General features: G+C 63.8%; 22 protein-coding genes and 1 tRNA gene. 12 read left to right on the top strand and 11 right to left on the bottom strand.

What is annotated here, in order from left to right; genetic code table 11:
- Positions 1-4: 4 nt before the first annotated feature.
- The 5 genes from ACQR1H_RS07755 to ACQR1H_RS07735 form a co-directional block, all read right to left on the bottom strand.
- Complete coding sequence (locus ACQR1H_RS07755) at positions 5-1,144, bottom strand: NAD(P)/FAD-dependent oxidoreductase (protein ID WP_316179889.1); 1,140 nt, start codon at positions 1,142-1,144, stop codon at positions 5-7.
- Between the two features lie 8 nt (positions 1,145-1,152).
- Positions 1,153-1,962, bottom strand: a complete 810-nt coding sequence (locus ACQR1H_RS07750) for an ABC transporter permease (protein ID WP_315803746.1) — start codon at positions 1,960-1,962, stop codon at positions 1,153-1,155.
- Entirely contained in the window at positions 1,959-2,840 is an 882-nt protein-coding gene (locus ACQR1H_RS07745) for an ABC transporter permease (RefSeq protein WP_316179888.1), read from the bottom strand. Before ACQR1H_RS07745 ends, ACQR1H_RS07750 begins: the two co-directional genes overlap by 4 nt.
- On the bottom strand, positions 2,837-3,880 hold the full coding sequence (locus ACQR1H_RS07740) for an ABC transporter ATP-binding protein (RefSeq protein ID WP_316179887.1): 1,044 nt from the start codon (positions 3,878-3,880) through the stop codon (positions 2,837-2,839). The genes ACQR1H_RS07745 and ACQR1H_RS07740 overlap by 4 nt, the downstream gene beginning before the upstream one ends.
- A gap of 117 nt (positions 3,881-3,997) precedes the next feature.
- Positions 3,998-5,029 (bottom strand): ABC transporter substrate-binding protein, encoded by a 1,032-nt coding sequence (locus ACQR1H_RS07735; protein WP_434907371.1) that lies wholly within the window; start codon positions 5,027-5,029, stop codon positions 3,998-4,000.
- Between the two features lie 221 nt (positions 5,030-5,250).
- On the opposite strand from ACQR1H_RS07735, the gene ACQR1H_RS07730 reads away from it, so the two are divergent.
- From ACQR1H_RS07730 to ACQR1H_RS07685, 10 genes are all read left to right on the top strand, one after another.
- Positions 5,251-6,174 carry a LysR substrate-binding domain-containing protein gene (locus ACQR1H_RS07730; RefSeq protein ID WP_316179886.1) on the top strand — a complete coding sequence of 308 codons (924 nt, stop codon included), beginning with the start codon at positions 5,251-5,253 and terminating at the stop codon, positions 6,172-6,174.
- Between the two features lie 255 nt (positions 6,175-6,429).
- Positions 6,430-7,857 carry a F0F1 ATP synthase subunit beta gene (gene atpD / locus ACQR1H_RS07725; protein WP_434907370.1) on the top strand — a complete coding sequence of 476 codons (1,428 nt, stop codon included), beginning with the start codon at positions 6,430-6,432 and terminating at the stop codon, positions 7,855-7,857.
- On the top strand, positions 7,854-8,276 hold the full coding sequence (locus tag ACQR1H_RS07720; protein ID WP_316179884.1) for a F0F1 ATP synthase subunit epsilon: 423 nt from the start codon (positions 7,854-7,856) through the stop codon (positions 8,274-8,276). Before atpD ends, ACQR1H_RS07720 begins: the two co-directional genes overlap by 4 nt.
- Entirely contained in the window at positions 8,276-8,572 is a 297-nt protein-coding gene (locus ACQR1H_RS07715) for an AtpZ/AtpI family protein (RefSeq protein ID WP_316217026.1), read from the top strand. Before ACQR1H_RS07720 ends, ACQR1H_RS07715 begins: the two co-directional genes overlap by 1 nt.
- Entirely contained in the window at positions 8,569-8,859 is a 291-nt protein-coding gene (locus tag ACQR1H_RS07710; protein ID WP_315803753.1) for an N-ATPase subunit AtpR, read from the top strand. Before ACQR1H_RS07715 ends, ACQR1H_RS07710 begins: the two co-directional genes overlap by 4 nt.
- On the top strand, positions 8,859-9,545 hold the full coding sequence (locus ACQR1H_RS07705) for a F0F1 ATP synthase subunit A (protein WP_434907387.1): 687 nt from the start codon (positions 8,859-8,861) through the stop codon (positions 9,543-9,545). The genes ACQR1H_RS07710 and ACQR1H_RS07705 overlap by 1 nt, the downstream gene beginning before the upstream one ends.
- Positions 9,542-9,787 carry a F0F1 ATP synthase subunit C gene (locus tag ACQR1H_RS07700; RefSeq protein ID WP_315803755.1) on the top strand — a complete coding sequence of 82 codons (246 nt, stop codon included), beginning with the start codon at positions 9,542-9,544 and terminating at the stop codon, positions 9,785-9,787. The genes ACQR1H_RS07705 and ACQR1H_RS07700 overlap by 4 nt, the downstream gene beginning before the upstream one ends.
- Before the next feature lie 27 nt (positions 9,788-9,814).
- Positions 9,815-10,531, top strand: a complete 717-nt coding sequence (locus tag ACQR1H_RS07695; RefSeq protein ID WP_315803756.1) for an ATP synthase F0 subunit B — start codon at positions 9,815-9,817, stop codon at positions 10,529-10,531.
- Entirely contained in the window at positions 10,528-12,060 is a 1,533-nt protein-coding gene (locus ACQR1H_RS07690; protein ID WP_315803757.1) for a F0F1 ATP synthase subunit alpha, read from the top strand. The genes ACQR1H_RS07695 and ACQR1H_RS07690 overlap by 4 nt, the downstream gene beginning before the upstream one ends.
- Before the next feature lie 3 nt (positions 12,061-12,063).
- On the top strand, positions 12,064-12,915 hold the full coding sequence (locus ACQR1H_RS07685; RefSeq protein ID WP_434848129.1) for a F0F1 ATP synthase subunit gamma: 852 nt from the start codon (positions 12,064-12,066) through the stop codon (positions 12,913-12,915).
- Positions 12,916-13,074: 159 nt separating this feature from the next.
- Here the strand turns inward: ACQR1H_RS07685 and ACQR1H_RS07680 are convergent, their stop codons facing one another.
- From ACQR1H_RS07680 to ACQR1H_RS07665, 4 genes are all read right to left on the bottom strand, one after another.
- Entirely contained in the window at positions 13,075-14,082 is a 1,008-nt protein-coding gene (locus ACQR1H_RS07680; RefSeq protein WP_434907369.1) for an FAD:protein FMN transferase, read from the bottom strand.
- Complete coding sequence (locus ACQR1H_RS07675; protein WP_434907368.1) at positions 14,063-16,267, bottom strand: PepSY domain-containing protein; 2,205 nt, start codon at positions 16,265-16,267, stop codon at positions 14,063-14,065. The genes ACQR1H_RS07680 and ACQR1H_RS07675 overlap by 20 nt, the downstream gene beginning before the upstream one ends.
- A 16-nt stretch (positions 16,268-16,283) precedes the next feature.
- On the bottom strand, positions 16,284-16,754 hold the full coding sequence (locus ACQR1H_RS07670) for a DUF2271 domain-containing protein (protein WP_434886352.1): 471 nt from the start codon (positions 16,752-16,754) through the stop codon (positions 16,284-16,286).
- 238 nt (positions 16,755-16,992) lie between these two features.
- Positions 16,993-17,397 (bottom strand): PepSY domain-containing protein, encoded by a 405-nt coding sequence (locus tag ACQR1H_RS07665; RefSeq protein ID WP_316179878.1) that lies wholly within the window; start codon positions 17,395-17,397, stop codon positions 16,993-16,995.
- Positions 17,398-17,565: 168 nt separating this feature from the next.
- Here ACQR1H_RS07665 and ACQR1H_RS07660 point away from each other — a divergent pair, with 168 nt between their 5' ends.
- Both ACQR1H_RS07660 and ACQR1H_RS07655 read left to right on the top strand, forming a co-directional pair.
- Positions 17,566-18,228: a response regulator transcription factor gene (locus ACQR1H_RS07660; protein WP_315803763.1), complete on the top strand. Its 663-nt coding sequence runs from the start codon at positions 17,566-17,568 to the stop codon at positions 18,226-18,228.
- A complete protein-coding gene (locus ACQR1H_RS07655; protein WP_434907367.1) occupies positions 18,225-19,550 on the top strand; it encodes an ATP-binding protein in 1,326 nt (441 codons plus the stop codon). Before ACQR1H_RS07660 ends, ACQR1H_RS07655 begins: the two co-directional genes overlap by 4 nt.
- Positions 19,551-19,708: 158 nt before the next feature.
- On the opposite strand, the gene ACQR1H_RS07650 is transcribed toward ACQR1H_RS07655, so the two are convergent.
- Entirely contained in the window at positions 19,709-20,140 is a 432-nt protein-coding gene (locus tag ACQR1H_RS07650; protein WP_434907386.1) for a glycosyltransferase, read from the bottom strand.
- A 986-nt stretch (positions 20,141-21,126) separates the two neighbouring features.
- Positions 21,127-21,202, bottom strand: a tRNA-Lys gene (locus ACQR1H_RS07645).
- Positions 21,203-21,305 lie beyond the last annotated feature (103 nt).

Below are 21,305 nucleotides of genomic sequence, written 5' to 3'. Positions count from 1 at the left end.
TCTCTCAGTAGTAGCCACTGCCGCCCGCTCCCGCTTCGCTGTCGAAGCGGCGGGCTGTGAACGCGCCGACCAGCTCCGGCTCCAGCGCGCCGTCCTTGACCATGCGCGCGATGTCGAAGGCGTGGTTCGCCGCGAGCGTCACGCCGGAATGGCAGCAGGCGACGAAGGCGCCCGGGTGGATCTCCGACTGCTCGTAGATCGGAAAGCCGTCCTTCGGCATCACGCGGATGCCGGTCCAGCTTCTGACGACGTTGAGGCGCGCCAGATGCGGGAAGGTGCGCTGGGCGCGATCGGCCATGACCGCGTTTACGGAAAAGTTCTGCACGCGGTCGTCGAGCTCGTCCTCCTTGCTGTCGCCGATCATCACCGTGCCCTCGTCTGTCTGGCGGATCGTGGTCAGCGGATGCGGCAGGAACGGCATCGTGCGCTCGGTCACGACGATCTGGCCGCGCGTCGGCCCCATCGGCGCGGACAGCCCGACCATCGGCGCCAGGGTCTGGTTGGCATTTCCTGCCGCGAGCACGACCTTGGTCGCGCGGATCTCGCCTTGCGCCGTCGTCAGCCTGAACTCATTGCCGTCCCGCGCGATCGCACCGACCGCGCGCTCCGGCAGATAGTCGACGCCGAACTGCCTCATGCCGGCGTGCAGGGCGCGGAAGGTGCGCAGCGAATTCACATGACCGTCATAGGGACAGAAGCTGCCGCCGGAGACCTCCGGGCCGATCAGCGGCAGCATCTTCTTCACCTCGGACGCCGGCAGCATCTCCATCTGATAGTCGGCGGCGCCGACCTGGTTGTGCATGCGCGCGACGAGCTGGGTGCGCTGCTCGTACTCGGCCTCGCCGAGGGTGAGATGAAAGCCGCCGTTCTGCTGCAGCACCACGTCGAGCCCGGTCTGCGCCTTCAGCTCTTCGGCGAGCTTCGGCCACGCCTTGGAGCCGCGCACCGTCCAGCCGGTGTAGGCCGGCATGCCCAGGCCCTTGCTCTGCACCCAGACCAGCGCGAAGTTGGCGCGCGAGGCACGCTTGGCGATATCGCCCTCGTCGAGCACCGCGACGCGCTGGCCGAGCCGGCCCAATCCCCAGGCAATCGCAGAGCCGAGCAGGCCGCCGCCGACGACGGCGACGTCATAGTCTTTCGTCATAAGGTCTCCTATCGTCCGGCGTCGCCGCCTTTGGCGGTCAGCACGCGGTCGAGCCCGTAGAAGCGATCGAGCAGGATCAGGACGGTCATGGTGACGGCGATGACGCTTGCCGACACCGACGTCACCAGCGGATCGATGTTGTCCTGGATGTAGAGGAACATGCGCACCGGCAAGGTCTCTGTGCCGGGCGTCGCCAGGAACACGGTCATGGTCAGATCGTCGAACGACTGGATGAAGGCGAGCATCCAGCCGCTCACGATGCCGGGCAGGATCGCGGGCAAGGTGACGCGGCGAAACATGGTCCAGCCGTCGGCGCCGAGCGAGATCGCGGCCATCTCGATCGACCGGTCCATGCCGGTCGCGGCCGCGAGCGTCAGCCGCAGCGCGAACGGAAACACCACGACGACATGGGCGATCACCAGCGCCACGAACGTGCCGCCGATGCCGACGGAGGTGAAGAAGCGCAGGAAGGCGATGCCGAGCACGACGTGCGGGATCATCAAGGGTGACAGGAACAGCGCCGACAGCGCGTCACGGCCGCGGAAGCGATAGCGGCTGATCGCCAGCGCCGCCGGCACCGCGAACAAGAGCGCCACGCACGACGACAGCGCGCCGAGCCACAGGCTCACGCCGAAGGCGTGGACGAATTCCGGATAGTCGGCGAGCGCCCTGAACCAGCGCAGCGAGAAGCTGGTGATCGGGATCGACAGGAAACCTTCCGGTGTGAACGCGACCCAGCACACGACGACGATCGGCGCCACCATGAAGACGACGAAGACGGCATGGAAGATCAGCGCCAGTGGGCCGTTCCTGCTCATCGGAACACCTCCTGGTAGCGGCGCTCGATCAGCGCGTTGGAGCCGACGACGATCAGGACGAGCGCGATCAGCAGCAGCACGGCAACCGCGGCGCCGAGCGGCCAGTTCAGCGTATTGAGGAATTCGTCGTAGGCGAGCGTCGCCGCGACCTTGAGCCGGCGGCCGCCGATGATCGCCGGCGTCGCAAACGCGCTTGCGGACAGCGAGAATACGATGATGGCGCCCGACAGCACGCCCGGCATGATCTGCGGCAGCACGATGCGGCGGACCACCGTCAGCGAGCTTGCACCCAGCGACAGCGCCGCGTTCTCGACCTGCGGATCGAGCCGCTGCAGCGCGGTCCATACCGCGAGCACCATGAACGGCATCATCGCATGCGCCAGCGCGATCACCATGCCGGTCTCGGTGAACATGAACCTGATGGGTGACTCGATCAGGCCGAGCGTCATCAGCAGCTTGTTGGCAAGCCCGTTGTTGCCGCCGAACAGGAGTGCCCAGCCGAGGGTGCGCGCGACGACCGAGATCAGCAGCGGGCCGATGATCACCAGCAGGAAGAGGCCCTTCCACGGCCCCTGCATGCGGTTGAGGATGTAGGCCTCCGGCACGCCGAACACCGCCGTGATCGAGGTCGCCAGCACCGCGACGCGGAAGGTGCGCCAGAACATCTCAGCGTAGTAGGGATCGTCCACGATCTCGCGCCAGTTCTTCAGGATGAACACCGGCTCGATGCCCTTGTACTGGCCCCAATCGTGGAACGACAGCATCACGGTCATCGCCAGCGGGATCACCACGACGCCCAGGAACAGCATCAAGGCCGGCAGCGCCAGCGACAGGCCGGCGCGCGTCTCCGACGGGTTGGACGCGATGGTCGCGCTCATGCTGCGGCCTTCGCGGCGCGCAGGCTCATGTCCGAGACCTGCCAGACGAGATGCACCGCGGCGCCCTGCTCCGGCTGCGGCAGGCCGTCATTCTGGCGGATCACGATCGCCGGCCCGCATTCGGTGTCGCATTGGAACAGCCAGTGATTGCCCTGGAAGATGCGGCTCGTGATGCGCCCCGCAAGACCGGCGTCGCCGAAGCCGATGCGCTCGGGCCGGACGCTGACGGCGACGGAGCCGGCGACGCCGGCCGGCGCCGGCACGCTCCACGATCCCGCGACCAGTCTGGCCTGCCCGGAGGCGCAATCCACCATCGCGGCAAACTCGTTGGTCTTGCCGAGAAACTGCGCGACGAAGGCGGAAGCCGGCTGCTCGTAGACCTGCTGCGGCGTGCCGATCTGCTCGATCCTGCCCTTGCTCATCACCACGATGCGGTCGGACAGCGACATCGCCTCGATCTGATCATGGGTGACGAGAATGGTCGTAGTGCCGAGGTCGCGCTGGATCTGGCGCAGCTCGATCTGCATGTCCTCGCGCAGGCGCGCATCGAGATTGGACAGGGGCTCATCGAGCAGCAGCAGGCTCGGCCGGATCACCAGCGCGCGCGCGAGCGCCACGCGCTGCTGCTGGCCGCCGGACATGCGGCGAGGATGACGGTCCTCATAGCCGGCAAGGCCGACCAGCGCGAGCGCCGATCGTACGCGCTCCTCGCGTTCCTTGCGCGCGACTTTGCGCATCTCCAGACCGAACGCGACGTTCTCGGCGGCGGTCATGTGAGGAAACAGCGCGTAGCTCTGGAACACGATGCCGAGGCCGCGCTTCGCCGGTGGCACCGCGACGAGATCCCTGCCCTCGAGGCGGATCGCACCATGTGAGGGATCGAGGAAGCCCGCGATCATCTGCAACGTGGTGGTCTTGCCGCAGCCGGAGGGGCCGAGGAACGAGATGAACTCGCCCTTGGCGACGCCGAGGCTGAACTCTTCGACGGCCGTGTTGGGGCCGAAGGACTTGCCGACGCGGTCGAGCTCGAGGAGGGACATGCTTTGGATCCAGATGGGCGAGGAATACTGGCGCTCCGCGCACGGTGCACTTCCCTTCCCCTTGCGGAGAAGGGAGAACACCGCCGTCAACGAGAGAGGCTCGCAACAAGCAACCGGTTAGCGCTCGACCTCGCGATTCCAGCGCTTGGTCCATTCCTCGCGCTTCTCGTTGACCACGCTCCAATCGGGCGCATAGACCTTGGCGGCGCGCTCGCCGATCGGCGCCATCGCGCCGACGCCCTCGGGGACCACGACGGACTTCACGACCGGGCCGTAGCCATATTCCTTCAGCATCGTGAGCTGGATCTTCGGATCGAGCAGCAGCTTGATGAAGCTCGAGGCCAGCGGCGAGACCGACGGCTTGGCGATCGGGCACGCCGTCGTCAGCAGGCTCACGGCGCCTTCCTTCGGATAGACGAAATCGACCGGAAAGCCGGTGTTGGCGAAGCTCTGCACGCGACCGCTGCCCCACACCGCGATGACCGCCTGCCCCGATTGGAACAGCTCGGTCATCTTGCCGGGCGACGGCTCGTAGGCCAGCACGTTGGGATTGATGTCATTCTTGAAGATCTTGAAACCGGCATCGACATTGCTCTCGCTGCCGCCGTTCATCTTCGCCAGCATCAGGAGCACGTTGAGGCCGTAGGTGTTGTTGATCGGCGGGATGACGAGCAGCTGCTTGTATTTCGGATCCTTGAGATCGTTCCACGACGTCGGCGCGGCCCAGCCTTTCTCGGCAAACACCTTCTTGTTGTACATCAGGCCGGTGGCGACGAGGCCGATGGCGACCGCCTTGTCGTCCTTGAAGCGCGCGACCTCGAGCAGATCGCCGGGCATTCCGGTGACCTTGTCGCAGAAGCCGAGTTGGATCGCCTGGTACATCGGGCCGTCATCGACGATCGCGACGTCGATCTGCTGGTTGCCCTTCTGCGCCTGCAGCTTGGCGAGGGTGTCGGTGGAGTTGCCGGCGACGTATTCGACCTTGACGCCGTTGGCCTGCTCGAACGGCGGGATCACCTCCTCGCGGATCGTCTTCTCGAACGAGCCGCCATAGCCGGCGACATAGAGCGTCTTCTGCTGAGCCCAGACCTGCGAGGCCGAGGCCAGGACGGCGACGCTGACCGCCATCAGGAGTTTAGGGTGCTTCATCGGACCGATCTCCATCATCTTGGATACGAGACGGTATAAAAAAACCGCCCCAGGGAGATCGGCTTGCCCGATGGCATCCGCAGATCCAGGAAACCCGGAGCTGAAGAGCCTAAAAAACGAGCCTTCCCTCACCCTGCCAAAAAAGATCGCAGCAGAGGCTTTGATCGTCCAATGAATAATGGCACCCTATTCATACGTAAATGTTATGGATGTAAGGACGTATGGCGCGGATCAACTCGCGGCAGGTCGAAGCCTTCCGGGCGATGATGCTGAGCGGCAGCGTCACCGAGGCAGCCAAGCTGATGGCGGTGACGCAGCCGGCGGTCAGCCGGCTGCTGCGCGACCTGCAGGCGCTGCTCAAGATGGAGCTGTTCGAGCGGCGCGGCACCGGCCTGGTGCCGACCGCGGCAGCGACGGCGCTCTACATGGAGGTCGAGCGCTCCTTCGTCGGGCTCGATCGCATCACCGCGGCCGCTGAGGAGATCCGTGGCCGGCGCACCGGGACGCTGCGCATTGCCGCGCTCCCCGCGCTTGCCAATGGCTATCTGCCGCGGCTCGCAGGCCACTTCCTGCAGGAGCGCCCGAACCTCAACCTCGCCTTCTTCGGCGTGATCTCGCCGATCGTGATCGACTGGGTGCTGAACGCGCAATGCGACGTCGGCTTTGCCGAGGTGCCGATCGCCCATGCCGGGCTGCCGAGCATCAAGCTGCCGGCGCTGCCGCGCGTCGCCGTTCTCCCGGCAGGCCACCGGCTTTGCGCGAAGACGATCTTGGTGCCGCGCGACTTCGATGGGGAGACCTTCATCTCGCTGTCGTCTGGCTCCACCAGCCGGCATCTGATCGATCAGATCTTCCATCGCGAGGATGTCAGGCGCGTGCTGCGGGTCGAGACGACCTTGTCGGAAATCATGTGCGGGATGGTGTCGTCGGGACTGGGCGTCTCGATTTGCGATCCGTTCACCGCGCGCGAATTCGACGGCCGTGGCGTGGTGATGCGGCCCTTCGCGCCGCGCATCGACTTCGAATTTGCCGCGGTGTTTCCGCCGCAGCGCAGCCCCTCGCCGGTGGCGCTGGACCTTGTCCAGTCGGTGCGACAGGCCCTGGAAGAGCTCGGCCGGTCGTCGATCCCTGGAGAAACCGGGTGAGGTCTGGTGGGCGAACCTAGGACCCGCTAATTGTGATCGAGAGTTCTGCCGGTTTGACGGCAGGATTTGATTGCATCGGAATCTTCGTCAGCTCTGTCATGATGCTTCTAGTTGTACGCCCTGACGTTGTTCGACGCAGTTCGATCAAGATCATGTGTGCCCAAGAAAGGGGGAGTCGCTCGTTGATTCTGATCAAGGCTGAGAGCCGTCAGCGCGGTAGCAACGTGCAAGACTGACATTTTCCGACGGATCACCATGGCGCTTTCTATACAATCAGAAGGCCGGGTACTCGCGGTCCGCGGCGCCGTGGTTGACGTGGAGTTCCCCGCCGCCGAGCTCCCCAAGCTAGGCGACGCGCTTCTGGTGGATTGGGACCTGCCCGAAATCCTGATCGTTGAGGTTCAGGCCCACCTGGACGAGACGACGGTGCGCGGCGTCGCCTTACAGGCAACTGCCGGTCTGAAACGGGGTGCGCGGGTGCAATCGACAGGTGGACCGATCAGCGTTCCCGTCGGCGACGCAGTGCTCGGGCGCCTGCTCGACGTGACCGGGCGCACGCGGGACAACGGCCCCGCATTGCCCGACGATCTGGCGCGCGCGCCGATTCACAATTCCGCACCGCCACTCGGCGAACGGAGCCCGGCCACGGCGATCTTCGAAACGGGCATCAAGGTCATCGATCTTCTGGCGCCGCTTCCGCAGGGTGGTAAAGCCGCAATGTTTGGCGGCGCCGGCGTCGGCAAGACCGTGGTGGTGATGGAATTGATCCACGCCATGGTTCAGAGTTACCAGGGCATTTCCGTGTTTGCCGGGATCGGCGAGCGCTCCCGCGAGGGGCATGAGCTGCTGTTGGAAATGCGCCGATCCGGGGTGCTCGATCGCAGCGTGCTGGTTTACGGCCAGATGAATGAGCCGCCGGGTGCCCGCTGGCGTGTCGGGCTGACGGCGCTGACGATCGCCGAATACTTCCGCGACACGAAGCGTCAGAACGTTCTGCTTCTCATGGACAACGTGTTCCGGTTCGTGCAGGCCGGGAGCGAGGTGTCCGGCCTGCTCGGGCGCTTGCCGTCGCGCGTCGGTTATCAGCCGACCCTTGCCACGGAAGTCGCCGCGTTGCACGAACGCATCGCCTCGGTTTCGGGCGTCTCGGTGACCGCCATCGAAGCGGTCTACGTTCCGGCCGACGACTTCACCGATCCGGCGGTGACCGCGATCTCAAGTCATCTCGACAGCATGATCGTGCTGTCGAGAACGATGGCCGCCGAGGGCATGTATCCCGCAGTCGATCCCTTGAACTCGTCCTCCATCCTGCTTGATCCGACTGTGGTTGGCGACGAGCACTATCGGATCGCCGAAGAGGTGCGCGAGACGATTGCACACTATCGAGAACTTCAGGACATCATCTCGCTGCTCGGAATCGAAGAGCTCAGCGCTCAGGACCGGCTGGCTGTTGCACGTGCCCGACGCCTGCAGCGTTTTCTCACTCAACCGTTTTCCGTGACCGAGGCGTTTACGGGTGTGCCTGGCCGCTCGGTTCCCCTGGCAGAGACGCTCAAGGGCTGTCAGGCGATCCTTGGCGGTGACTGCGATCAGTGGACAGAGAGTTCGTTCTATATGATCGGCGGCATCGACGACGCGAGGGCCAGGCAGCCTCAGGAAAAGTCCGAGGAGCCGGCGAGATGAGGCTCCTGATCACCACACCGACTGCAATCGTGATCGACGAAGCAAACGTTTCGAGCGTTCGCGCCGAGGACGACAGCGGCAGCTTTGGAATTCTCGCAGGTCATGCCGACCTTCTTACTGCTCTGAACATCTCGGTGGTCAGTTGGCAAGGCGCCGACAGGCGCCTACGCTACTGTGCGGTGCGGCGGGGCGTGCTTTCCGTGACCGGCGGCGCCGAGATCGCCATCGCCACACGCGAGGCGATTGCCGGCGACGATCTCGATCGCCTTGAAGTGATCGTGCTCGATGAATTTCGCAAACGAAGCGAAACCGAGCGCGCGTCCCGAACGGAGAATCTCCAACTGCAGATGAAGGCCATCCGGCAGATCGTCCACTACCTGCGTCCCGACAAGCGCAGTTTGATGGAGGGCGGCTCGTGATGGTCGGTTCGAAGCCGAACGGCGATCCCACTCCTGATGGATTGACCAAGGCGGTCCGCGACCGACGCGCGCGATGGGAGTCTTGGCGTAGCGATGGCGACTCATCGGTGGTGCGATTTGTCGGCCAGATCGGCGTGCTCGGCTGGATCATCGTCGCACCTGCGCTGATTGGCCTGTTCGTCGGCCGCTGGATCGACCGTTGGCTCGGGACAGGCATCTTCTGGAGCGCGCCGCTCCTTTTGCTCGGGGTGGCGGCCGGCTGCTGGTCGGCCTGGCGATGGATGCATCAGCAATGAGCCATGCCGTCATGCACGACTATCTCTTCATTGCTGAGGCAGCTGGCTGGATTGGTGCTGGTGGCCTGCTGGGGCTGCTGCATTTCGCCTCCTTGCGATGGAACGTACGCTTCCTCATCGGTGGCCAGCCATTCTCTTCGCTCGGACTGCAATTGCTTCGTTTCGCTGCGACAGGTGGAGCCATGGTGCTCGTCACCAAATCGTTTGGAGCGATGCCCCTCCTTGCCGGGACCCTCGGCCTCCTGACCGCGCGAAACGGACTTCTTCGGCCGGAGACGCGACGATGATCGGTTCACCCCTGACCGCAAAGGCCGTGTTCACGATTGGGCCAGTCGCAGTCACCGAGCCCGTCGTCGTGACCTGGGGGCTCATGGCCATCCTCGGCGTGGGTGGCTGGCTCGCCACGCGCTCGCTCTCGCTGCGGCCCACCGCTGCCCAGGCGATCGTCGAGACGGTTGTCGACGTCATCGAAAATCAAGTCCACGAGACCATGCGCGTGGCGCCGGCGCCATATGTCCCGATGATCGGTACGCTCTTTCTCTTCATTCTGGCGGCAAATTGGTGCTCGCTGATCCCCGGTGTCGAGCCGCCAACTGCGCACATTGAAACAGATGCGGCGCTGGGGCTCATCGTGTTCGTCGCCATCTTCTACTTCGGTGTTCGGGCACGGGGGCTGGTCGGATATCTCAAGACCTTCGCCGAGCCCACCTTCATCATGGTTCCCCTGAACATCGTCGAAACGTTCACGCGAACGTTTTCGCTGATCGTGCGCCTGTTCGGAAACGTGATGAGCGGTGTTTTTGTCGTCGGCATTGTTCTGTCCCTTGCCGGTCTACTCGTGCCTATTCCGCTCATGGCGCTCGATCTCCTGACCGGCGCGGTTCAGGCATACATTTTCACCGTTCTCGCCATGGTATTCATCGGCAGCGCGTTGAACGAGGGACGCGCTCCCACGAAAGGGAAGTCATCATGAACTGGATCGAGATTGTCAGCATCTTTGCAGCGGCCATGGCGGTCTCTTTTGGAGCGATTGGGCCGGCACTTGGCGAAGGTCGCGCGGTCGCCGCAGCAATGGATGCCATCGCCCGGCAGCCCGAGGCGGCGGGGACGATCTCGCGCACCCTCTTCGTCGGTCTTGCCATGATCGAAACCATGGCAATCTACTGTCTCGTCATCGCGCTGCTCGTGTTGTTCGCCAACCCCTTCATCCATTAGGCCGATATGCATATCGACTGGTGGACGTTGGCGCTCCAGACCGTCAATGTCCTCATCCTCATCTGGATCCTGGGCCGGTTCTTCTTTCGTCCGGTCGCCGATCTCGTAGCGAAACGGCGAGAAGAGGCGGCTAAGCTCCTTGCGGACGCCGACGCGGCTCGAAAGGAGGCCGGGGACCTTCGCGCCGAAGCAACGACACTCCGCGCCGGGATCGACGCGCAGCGCGATCGCTTGCTCGCACAGGCCCGCAAGGACGCGGAGGCGGAGAAAGCGTCCGCGCTCGCCCAACTGTCGAGCGAGCTCGATCAGCACCGAAAGGATGCGGCAGTCGCGATCGAAAAAGAGCGCATCGCCATGCAGCACGCTGTGCTCGATCGAGCGAGCGAGCTCTCGGTGCGGATTGCACGCCGACTACTAGAACGGCTTCCAGCAAGCGCTGCATTCTCCGCTTTTCTCGATGGTCTTGGTGCTGAACTGGGCCGGCTGACGGTGGACTCGCGCAATCGCCTTGCGGGATCGGATCCGGCTCACCCGCTCGACGTCGTCGCAGCGGCGAAACTGGATGACGAGCAGGCGGCCAGCTTGCGGGAGACGATCCACGCAGCGTTCGGCAGTGAGCCACCGATACGTCTCTCGTGCGATTCCAGGCTCATCGCTGGTTTCGAAATCAGAGGCCGGAATATCGTCGTGCGCAACAACTGGCAGGCCGACCTCGAGATCATTCGAAGAGAGCTGGACCGATGACGGCCATCGCCCCTCTCGACAGCTGGCTACGGGAAGCCGAGGCGCGCGTTGATGCTGCGACGCTTGCACCGGTAACCGAGCAGATTGGCTGCGTGGAATCCGTTGCCGATGGGATCGCATTGGTGTCAGGCCTGCCCGATGTGCGTCTTGATGAGCTCGTACGCTTCGAGCACGGACAGGTCGGCTACGCCACCACGCTCGACCGCGATCTGCTCGGATGCGTCCTGCTCGACGACCCCACAGGCCTCAAGGCGGGCCATCAGGTGCACGGCAGCGGCGAAGTGGTCCGCGTCCCCGTCGGACCTTCTCTGCTCGGCCGGACGATCGATCCGCTGGGGCGTCCTCTGGACGGCGGAGCACCGATCGAGTCGGGCGCATATGAGCCGATCGAACGGCCGGCACCGTCGATCATCGATCGCGACCTTGTCAGCGAGCCCCTGCAGACCGGAATTCTTGTGCTGGATTCGATGTTCGCGCTCGGCCGCGGCCAGCGCGAGCTCATTATCGGCGATCGCGCAATCGGCAAGACGGCAATAGCGATCGACTGCATCATCAATCAGAAGTTCAGCGACATCGTTTGTGTCTACGTCGCTATCGGTCAGAAGTCGTCGACCGTGAAGCGGGCGATACAGGCGATACAGGCACACGGCGCTCCCGAGCGATGCATTTTCGTCGTTGCCGGCGCTTCCGCTTCGCCCGGCCTGCAATGGATCGCCCCTTTCGCCGCTTTCACCATCGCCGAATACTTCCGCGACCGTGGCCAGCATGCGCTGGTGGCCATCGACGATCTGACGAAACATGCGGCCACCCATCGGGAAATCGCCTTGCTGACGCGCCAACCGCCCGGTCGCGAGGCCTACCCCGGCGACGTCTTCTATGTTCATGCCAGGCTGCTGGAGCGGGCGGCAAAGCTTTCCAAGGCGGCCGGGGGAGGTTCGCTGACCGCGCTGCCCATCGCTGAACTCGATGGCGGGAATCTCAGCGCCTACATTCCGACCAACCTGATATCGATTACCGACGGCCAGATCGTTCTCGATGCGCGTCTTTTCCACGAAGGTCACAAGCCGGCCGTCGATGTCGGCACAAGCGTCAGCCGAGTGGGTGGAAAGACTCAGGCTCCAGCCTTGCGCGAAGCCGCGCACGCTCTGCGCCTCGACTACGCGCAATTTCTGGAACTGGAAATGTTCACGCGCTTTGGCGGAGTGACCGACACCCAAGTCAAGGACAAGATCGCTCGCGGGCGACACATCCGGAGCATCCTGGCCCAGCCACAATATTCGCCGGTTCGTTTGGCGGACGAGGTCGCGCTCGTCACGGCGCTGCAGACCGGCATTCTTGACCGCGTGGCGTTGGACGACATCGCAAGGTTTCGCACCGAACTCTCGTCCTGGATCGACAAGGAGGCAAAGGAGGCCGTGGCGGCCATCGAGCGGACAGGCGAACTCGATGACCCGCAGAGAGCAGCCATGACAGCGGCGCTCACGGGGCTTGCCGCCAAGTGTGCCCGACCGCGCGCCGATCGGATCTGAATGATGGTGGAACGGCTCGCTGAGATCTCCGCCCAAATCCAGAACGTCCGTCAACTGGAGGCCGTGGTCACTGCCTTGCGCGGCATCGCCGCGTCGCGCGCGCAGCGAGCACGCTCCCTCCTTGACGGCATCGATTCCTACAGCGCTGTCGTTTCCCGGGCCATCGGACAGGCCCTGACGCTGCTGCCGGCAGATTTTCGACATCTGCCGGAAAGAAGAAGAGCGACAACCGGCGTGATCCTCTTTTGTGCGGAACAGGGCTTCGCCGGCGCATTCAGCGAACGTGTTTTGAACGCTGCAGGGGGCGATCTCGCAAACGCAACCACATTCCTGATTGGAACGCGTGGCCTTGTCATCGCCCGCGAGCGTGGGTTGAACCCGTCCTGGTCGACTCCGATGGCCAGCCACGTGGATGCTGTTCCTTCACTTGCGAACAACATCGCCGACGCGTTGTACGCGCAGATCGCAAGCGGTACGCCATCAACCGTTCAAATGATCGTGCCGCGATCAATCTCCGGCGTCGGCGTCCAGATTGAACGCTACTCGCTGCTTCCACTTGATCTTGCGCGCTTTGCCAGTGACTCCGAGACTCTGCCGCCGTTGACAACACTCGAGCCGCGGGAATTGCTCGAACGACTCACGGCCGAGTATGTCTATGCCCGGCTTTGCGAGGCAGCCATGCATTCCTATGAAGCCGAAAACCAGGCACGCATGATGACGATGACGGCAGCCCGGCACAACATCGGGACCCGCCTCGTCACGCTTGGACAGCGTGAGCAGCAGCTCCGGCAGGAAGAGATAACAAATGAGATCGTCGAGCTCGCCGCCGGAGCCGAGGCCCTGGCGGATCGCTGAAATGAACGACGCATTTTGAAAGGGACAACTGGCCCCGCGATCAAACGGCCCCCTTTGGCATCGTGGAGATGGCGGCCGGCCTGAGCTCTCGCCCGCAATGGCCACCATGCGCACCGGGAGATCCTTGTGGCGGGACATCGGCGCCACCGTCCGGCCGTTTCAGAAAGCCGGCACTCGTTCGTGCCGGCTCATTTCCTGCCGCGCGCCCCGAGGTTCATGGAACAAGGGACCGACAGGAATCTCTGAGAACGTCTCGTTTTGCCGCTGGATCAGCAGCGCATCGAGGCCTTGCTTCAGCGCCAGGGCCTTGCCTCGCTCCGGACCGAGAACCATGAGCGCAGTGGCCCAAGCATCGGCATCCATGCAGCTGGCGGCAACGACTGAAACCGACGCAATTCCATTGTCTACCGGGCCGCCGCGCGATCGGTCCATCGCGTGAGAGAGGCGCTTTCGCCCGATATCGACCCAGCGCCGATAGTCGCCCGAGGTCGCGACCGCCGCATCACGCAATTCGATCACGCCGAGCGGACCGCGCAGTTCGTAGTCAGGCGCTTCCACCGCTACTCGCCACGAGGATCCGTCTGCCTTGGCGCCTCGCCCTTTCAACTCTCCATCGAGACCGAGCAGCGCGTTGGAGACGCCGAAGCACTCGACCACGCGCATCATCTCGTCCACGGCGAAACCCTTGGCGATACCCGAAAGATCGAGGGCGAAGTGGCTGTGCTTGCGCGCCCTTCGTTCCGGCACATCCAGTTCAAGAACAGTGTGGGTTGGTGGCAGCCGCTCGCGAAGAGCCGCGCGAAACGCTTGCGCGTCTGGCGCCGAACAGGGAGGTCCGAAACCCCAGGCATTGACGAGAGTTCCGAGCCCGACGTCAAAGGCTCCGTCCGAGGCGCGTCCGATTGCAACTCCCCGCTCCAAGACCCGCATGAGTTCAATCGGCAAGGATTCCCAGGTGCCCGGCGACGCTGCATTGAAACGCATCAGGTCGCTGTCCGGCTTCCATGTGGACATCTGATGGTCGACGCAATCGACGGCGTGAGCCAATGCGGTTTCCAGCGCGGCAAGATTGGTCGACGGCGGTGCATAGAGCAGCGCCGACCAGCGCGTTCCCATGGTGGCGCCGCTCAATACATGACGGTGCAGGTCAGTAGACATCTTCAACATACCTCCCTTGGGCTTTGAGTGCGACAGGCGTCAGACCCAGGGGCGCCAATACGTCCGCCACCGCCTGCATGACGTCCGCTGCCATGTCGCGCCCGCCACAGACCATGATCTGTGCTCCGTTGGTGATGAGCGCGCGCAGGCGATCCGCGTCACCGCGCAGGCGATCCTGCACATAGCCGCCGCCCTTCACGCGCGAGAAGGCAGTGGTGAGGCTCGTCAATCGTTTCTCACCGAGCCAGCCATCGATTTCGCGCTCATAGAGAAAGTCAGAGGCTGGATCGCGCCCGCCGAAATAGAGATGCATCGGCTGGCACCCGCCGTTGGCACGAACAAATCCTGCCAGCGGACCTATGCCGGTGCCAGCGCCGATCAGGATCACCGGCTTTCGTCCATGTGCCGGACGGAAAGCGGGATTTGCCTTCACGAAGGCCTCGATCTTGTCGCCCGGCTGAAGGCCGTGAAGCAGACCAGAGCAAAGTCCGCCCGGATGCTTGCGGACGCAGATCTCGACGAAGCCATCACGGGTCGAACTTGCCAACGAATAGTAGCGCGGCAAGTTGCAGTCTGGCGGCAGAACCGCGATCAGGTCGCCTGCGGCGAAGCGCGGCCAGCCATGCCCCATGAGGCGCGCGAACATGCCGCGTCCTGGCAGCGCGAAGCGCAGCACGCAGGTGGGCGCCTGCACCTCCGCGCCGTAATCGATGCGTTCGATGAGCGTTAGCATATGAGTCCGCGGCCGCTCCGGCACATGGATCAGCACAAGGTCCTCACCCATGACATTTGACAGGGCCTTGCCCCACCGCGCAAACTCTTGCGCAGACTGGCGGTCGATCGTGTCCAGCGGCATCAACGATCGCGAGCCTTTACGCGCCAGGGCCGCCTCGACGTCGCGGGCGAATTGACAGAATTGCGGGAATTGCCGATCACCGAAGCCGAGGACTGCGACCGGAAAAGGCGGTGGCGCGGTGATCGCGTCGAGGCGTTTGAGGAATGCGCCGGCTGTCGCCGGCGCTGCGCCGTCGCCATAGGTTGCCGTCAGCACGAACATGCGCTGGGTCGACGGATAGGATCGCAACAAGCTGTCCATTGGAGCGACGTGAACCCTGTGCCCGTTGGCCGTCAGCGCGGCATGCAGCGTGCAGGCGAAGCCCCATGTGCTGCCGCTTTCACTGCCGACCAGGATCACGGTGTCGGCATCTTTGGCAGGAACGTTGTCGCTGATGGGAGCGTGAGCGTGCTTCCTGCTCGACCACACCACGGCTCCGCTCAACCCGAGCACCGGCACACCGAGGGCACTGACGCCGAGCAGCAACCCAAGCCACCAGAGCCCTTGCCCGGTATGTAGCATGTAGATGAATTCGTAGATCTGCCGGGCGACCGAATTGTCCTGCCAGCCCAGCAGCTCTCCGCTGGCCGGGTCGACGTAGCCCTCGCCTGCAGCGGTGACCAGATGGAAGAGATCGTTCGGATTCGCGGCGTTGGGAAACGTCAATTCACGCAGTTGGGAAAGATCGATGCTACGCAAAGCCTCGATTTGCTCGACCGGAAGAGCCGGGCCGCTGCTTGTCACGCTCGGGAATGCGGACAGCTGCGCCGTGCCGTCCGGGATCAGTCCGAACGTCGTGAGCGACAGATACAGCGCCGTCATCGCCGACAGCACGAGCCCGACGGCCGCCAGCCGACCGAGATCGGTATGCAGGCGTTGCATGCCGCCGCCACGGGAGCGGCCGAGAACATGCCGCCACGCTCCCATGCGCCGGGCCGTCATCTGCAGACCGGACAGCGCCAGGACAAGCATGGCGAATGCGCTCGCGCCTGCGGCCATGCGTCCGCCATCGCTCAGAAAGAACGAGCGGTGCAGGTTTGTCATCCAGCGCTCGAACGGGGAGCGCACGTAGTCCGAAACCGGCTTGCCGCTGGAAGGGTCCACCACGCTCGCGGCCGGGCCGGCTGTTCCGGAGTAGAAGGCGATGATTTTGCCGGAGGTCAGTCGCTTGATCTGCTCGACGCCAGGATATCTGTGGGCGATCCGGCCGGCGAGGTCGGCGACGCTCATGCTGTCTGGCGATATCGCCCCAGCTCTTTCCCAAGCCGGGATCACCGACAGCACCGCGCCGCTTAGGACAAGCACCATCAGCGGCAGGACGACGGCAAGGGCCAGGCCCCTATGAATCAAGCGCAGCATCACACCCATCCCAAGGCTACTTGTCGTAAGTGAACGAGCGGATGTAGCTGCGCCCTGCCAGCGGCCGGCCCGCGCCCGCGGATGTCAGCGGAACCACCACCTCGGACGGGCTGTCGCGCATGTCCTCGGCGGCGGCGTCGATATGCAGCTTGTAGCCCGCGTCGAAGAGCGCATCCGCAAGATCGAGCGTGATCTTCAGCGTACGGCCGGCTCCGACGCTTGCGCCGGTGATGCCGTTGATATCGGCAAGGTTTCCACGAGAACTGCGCTCCCAGCCGCTGAGATGGCTGTAATATTTGGACTTGGAGCCAGCTATCCACAGCGTGCCTTTGTAAGCTCCGGTCGCGTCGGTGACGTAAAGCGCCAAATACGCGCCGTTCCCGCCGTAGTTATTAAGCGTCGTGGTCAACGTGACAGGTCGCGCCATGGCCAGCCCGGGGGCGGTCAGCGCGGTGGTCACGGCAAGGGCGGCAATCATCGATTTCATCTTTGTCTCCGACAGTGGCGCTTCTATCGCGCCCTAACTGAATGGCGCGGCTGACGTGCTCCTGAAGGTCGATCCGATTCTGCTTCAGGTCGTCGTCAGGTTGGCGCTCTCCCCAAAAGAAAACGCCCCGCACGAGGCGGGGCGCGCTTGAACGCGATGTCGCGTTCACTCGATTCAGGCGACGTCCGTCGGTCAGGCCGGCCTTTTGCGTCCCAGGATGCTCGCGGCTTCCGGACCCTTATTGAACCTGGACCTTGGGAGCCGCGCCGCCCTGAATAAGTCCGTTGGTGGGCGGCGCCGTAGGCGCGGCTGCTCGTCCTGGTCCCGACTGATCGCCTCGCCGCTCTCGGTCACCTTGATCATGATCCTTGTCGTGCTCTCCGCGCTTTTGCTTCACGCGGATCACAGCCAGAGATGCAGGATCAATCTTTGCCTCGATGGCGCGACCGGCTTCGTCCTGTCCCCTGATCTCATAGCATCCATCGTCGATCTTGATTCTGCGCACGGTCCAGCCGCGCGCCTTCGCCATCTGCTCGACCGCTTCGCGCGGCTGCCACTGCGCCATGGGCACGTTACAATCGTCATCATCGGCCAGCGCCATGCCGGGCGTCAGCGCCCCCAGCAGAATGGCGGCAATCAACATTGTCCTGTTCACGTTCTCTTGCTCCCGCTTCAAGGCTCCTGCCCGTCTTCTTCTTGAGCCGGTTTCCTGACGTTGACCTGAAGACGCCGCGACTTATGCTTCAGGTCAACGTCAGGATCTCCTCTATGATTATCGCTTACAGGTCGACGGGCTGGGCGGAATGACCCGATGCGGATATTGCTGATCGAAGACGACACGATTCTGGGGGCGGCAGTACGCGACCAGATTGTGTCGGATGGCCATTCCGTGGACTGGGTGACCCGCCTGGATGCGGCAAGGGAATATCTTGACACCGCGGCCTATGACCTCTTGCTCCTGGATCTGATGCTGCCGGATGGCCGCGGTATCGGACTGCTGCGGGATCGACGCGCCAAGGGCGACGTGACGCCGGTCATCATCCTGACGGCGCTCGATCAATTGTCCGACCGGATCGAAGGGCTCAACGCCGGCGCAGACGATTACATGATCAAGCCCTTCGATCTTTCGGAGCTTACGGCGCGGCTGAATGCCGTCGCTCGCCGCTATGCCGGCAATCCGAACCCGCTGATCCGAATTGGCGATCTTCAGATCGATCTGGCCGCTCGGTCGATTGCGCGTGCAGGAAAGAACATCGCCCTGACGGCGCGGGAATGGGTGCTGCTCGAGACTTTCTTGCAGCGTCCGCGACAGGTTTTGTCCAAATCGCTGCTCGAGGAACGGCTCTATTCCTTCGGCGAAGAGATCGAGAGCAACACCATCGAGGTACATGTCAGCCGGCTTCGCAAGAAGCTCGGACACGCCGTCATTGAGACCGTGCGAGGTCTCGGCTATCGGCTGGGAATCGCCTCATGAAAGGCCCGCGTAGTCTGCAGTGGCAGATCTCGCTGTGGCTCGGGCTTGGCGTCGCGCTCCTTTGGATTGTTGCAGCCGTCGTGACCGGCCAAAGGCTGCGTCACGAAATGAACGAGGTATTCGATAGCGCGCTTGAGGAGACGGCTCAGCGGATTCTTCCGCTTGCGGTGCTCGATATCCTCGGCCGTGAGGCAGACGGCACGTCTCAGCGTATCGCCACGCTCAGGCAGCACGACGAGTACTTCACCTATGTGGTCCGCGACGACCGCGGCACCGTCCTGCTGCGCTCGCACGGTGCCGATGACGCGATCTTTCCTCCTTTCTCCAGAATGGGGTTTGTCGACACCCCAACCCATCGAATCTACTTCGACACTGCAGTGCGAGGCACGATGACGATCGCGGTGGCGGAGCTGCTGACACATCGTCGCGAGGTCGCGAACCAGGCGCTCCTCGGGCTTGCCTGGCCGCTGGGATTGCTCATTCCCCTCAGTCTTCTCGCCGTATGGGGCGTCGTGCGCGTTTCGATGACCCCGGTCAGGCGCCTGCGAGGCGACATTGAAGCGCGCGGCACCGGCGACCTGTCTCCGGTTCCAGCCGCGGGACTGCCCTCCGAGATCGGGCCGATCGCCGACGCCGTGAACGGCCTGCTGGAGAAGCTTCGGCGCGCCCTGGAAGCCGAGCGAAGTTTCACGGCCAATTCCGCGCACGAACTACGTACGCCGGTGGCTGCCGCGCTCGCGCAGACGCAACGGCTCATCGCCGAGACCCGGGACACCGCAGCCCGAACCCGGGCCCAGCAGATCGAGGTGGCGCTGCGGCGGCTTTCGCAACTGTCTGAAAAGTTGATGCAACTCGCGAAGGCGGAGGGTGGACGGCTTCAGGGCAAGGAGACGACTGACATCGCATCGGTGCTGAAACTGGTCATCGGGGAGATGATGCGCGATCCGGCTGCGGCCGGTCGACTCGCTGTCAACATTCCTGCGACGCCGGTTCTCTTCGATATTGATACGGATGCCTTTGCCATTCTAGCGCGCAATCTCATTGAGAACGGCCTCAAGCACGGAGCGTCCCACGCGCCAGTCGTTGTAACTCTTTCCAACACTGGCGTGCTGACCGTTACAAATGAGGGAACAGCCGTTCCGCCGGAGTTGCTGGAACGCTTGTCTCGCCCGTTCGAGCGCGGCGGCACCGATGCTGACGGCTCGGGGTTGGGCCTCGCCATCGCAAAAGCCATCGCCTCCGGAGTTGGTGCCGAGCTCGTCCTGACGTCGCCTTTGCCTGGAGCGCAGGGCGGCTTCCAGGCGAGGTTTTCCGCGCAGTGAGTTCATCGGCGGCCAGTCGATGATTTTTCGAGAAATTGGGAGCAGATTGGGACGTGGCAATTGCGGCCAATTAGCAGGCCGGGGGGCGAATCATGCGCGCGTGGCGACCAGCTCTTCGAGAAGCGCTACGGTAGCCGCTAGGCTTCGGCTCGGCGGCGTCATCTGATTGGCCACCTCGCGCGCCCGAGTGGGCATCCCGGCTCCAGAACGGTCCGCAGTTCATGGCGAAGGGTCGCTTGCGTCGTTGCCGAAAAACGACGCGAGGTGCCGATACCCAGGCGTCTGATCCGTGTCGCCCATACCGGCTGGTCGGCGCCGATCCAGAGGACAAGAGTTGGGACGCCGGAGCGAACGCTCGCGGCCGTGGTGCCGGAGCCGCCATAGTGAACGATGGCCCGGCAGCGCGGCAGGACAGCGGCGTGATCGGTCGCAGGCACGATCATGACGTCCTGCGTGGGGACCGTGTCTTCAAGCCGTAGGACTCCCGAACAGATCAGCGCACGCTCGCTGAGTTCGCGGCAAACATTTGCGATCATCGCAACGGTCTCCGCCGGTCTGTCGACCGGCATGCTGCCGAACCCGAAGTAGATTGGGGGCGGCCGGCGCCGATCCAGGAAATCACGGACTCATCGAAGCCGGTGGCGGATTCCAAGGTCATGGTGCCGACCAATGGTCTCTCCCAGTCCCATCGCGCCTCGAGTCCGGAAAAAACACCTTGTCATAGGCTTGAATCTCCAGCGCGCCCGATTCGACGATACGGCGCACGGCGCGAATTCTGGAGTCCGGAAGCCGCAGAACCCGGCGCTGTTCATCATAGGCCGGCCTCAATAGGCGCCAGTGCGACCACTTGGCGACTGACCACAAGGACTCGACCAAACTCGGGGGCAATCGAATCGGCAGGATGTGGTTGTTCGCCCTGACGGGGAAGTAATGCAGGGCGGCAAGCGGCCCCCCCTGGGCCTCGGCCGCGTTGGCGGCCAGCTCCTGATAGGTCGTACCGCTCAGGATCACTCGGCGCCGGCGGCTCGCAACCATCCGCGTACACCGGCGTGCGCGAGCCGAACGATATCGTCCGACAGGACGCGTTGGGCCATACATGTGACGAAGTGAACGCGAGCGGGTCGAACGCCCTCGTGTACGCAGGCCTCCTGGACAACGGCCGTCAGCGCCTCGACCATCCGGCGTGGCGTTGGCCGCTCCGGTCAGCCCGGCGTCCTCCATCTCCATCAAGCGATGGGCAGCAAAGCCGATCACTCGCGCAGAAGATCGGTGTCCGGGGCCTTCTCCGCGAGCACGCGAAGGGGAGCGCGCGGGCGAACGGCTTTGCTCTACCGAGTTACACCACGCCCGGGGACCCGACCGCAATCCACGATCTGACAGACGCCGAGCTGCGTGTCGCGGGCCGCCACTGCTCAAGTCGACAGCTACCGACCTATCCAGAACGGACCCGCAAGCAGTTGATCTCAGGTCGAAGAAGCGGCGGCAGGAGCAAACAGAAGCAGCCGGCGTGTCGGAATAGCCGCTGACCCGCTTGTCGGAATGGCTTTGCAGATTAGCCATACATCTTTGGAAGGCTTGGTGGGCGCACTAGGGCTCGAACCTAGGACCCGCTGATTAAGAGTCAGCTGCTCTACCAACTGAGCTATGCGCCCGGATCTTGCATCCGGAGAAACCCTTCCGCGAGAGCCGGTCGTTTAGCAAAGCGATTCCGGGATGTCCAGCGATCCATGACGATTTTTCGTCACTTTCGATGCA

It is taken from the genome of Bradyrhizobium sp. HKCCYLRH2015 (assembly GCF_051168215.1).
In the GTDB taxonomy this organism is placed as follows: domain Bacteria; phylum Pseudomonadota; class Alphaproteobacteria; order Rhizobiales; family Xanthobacteraceae; genus Bradyrhizobium.
The sequence above is the reverse complement of the archived record's forward strand: the minus strand, read 5'-3'. Positions and strand labels throughout refer to the sequence as shown.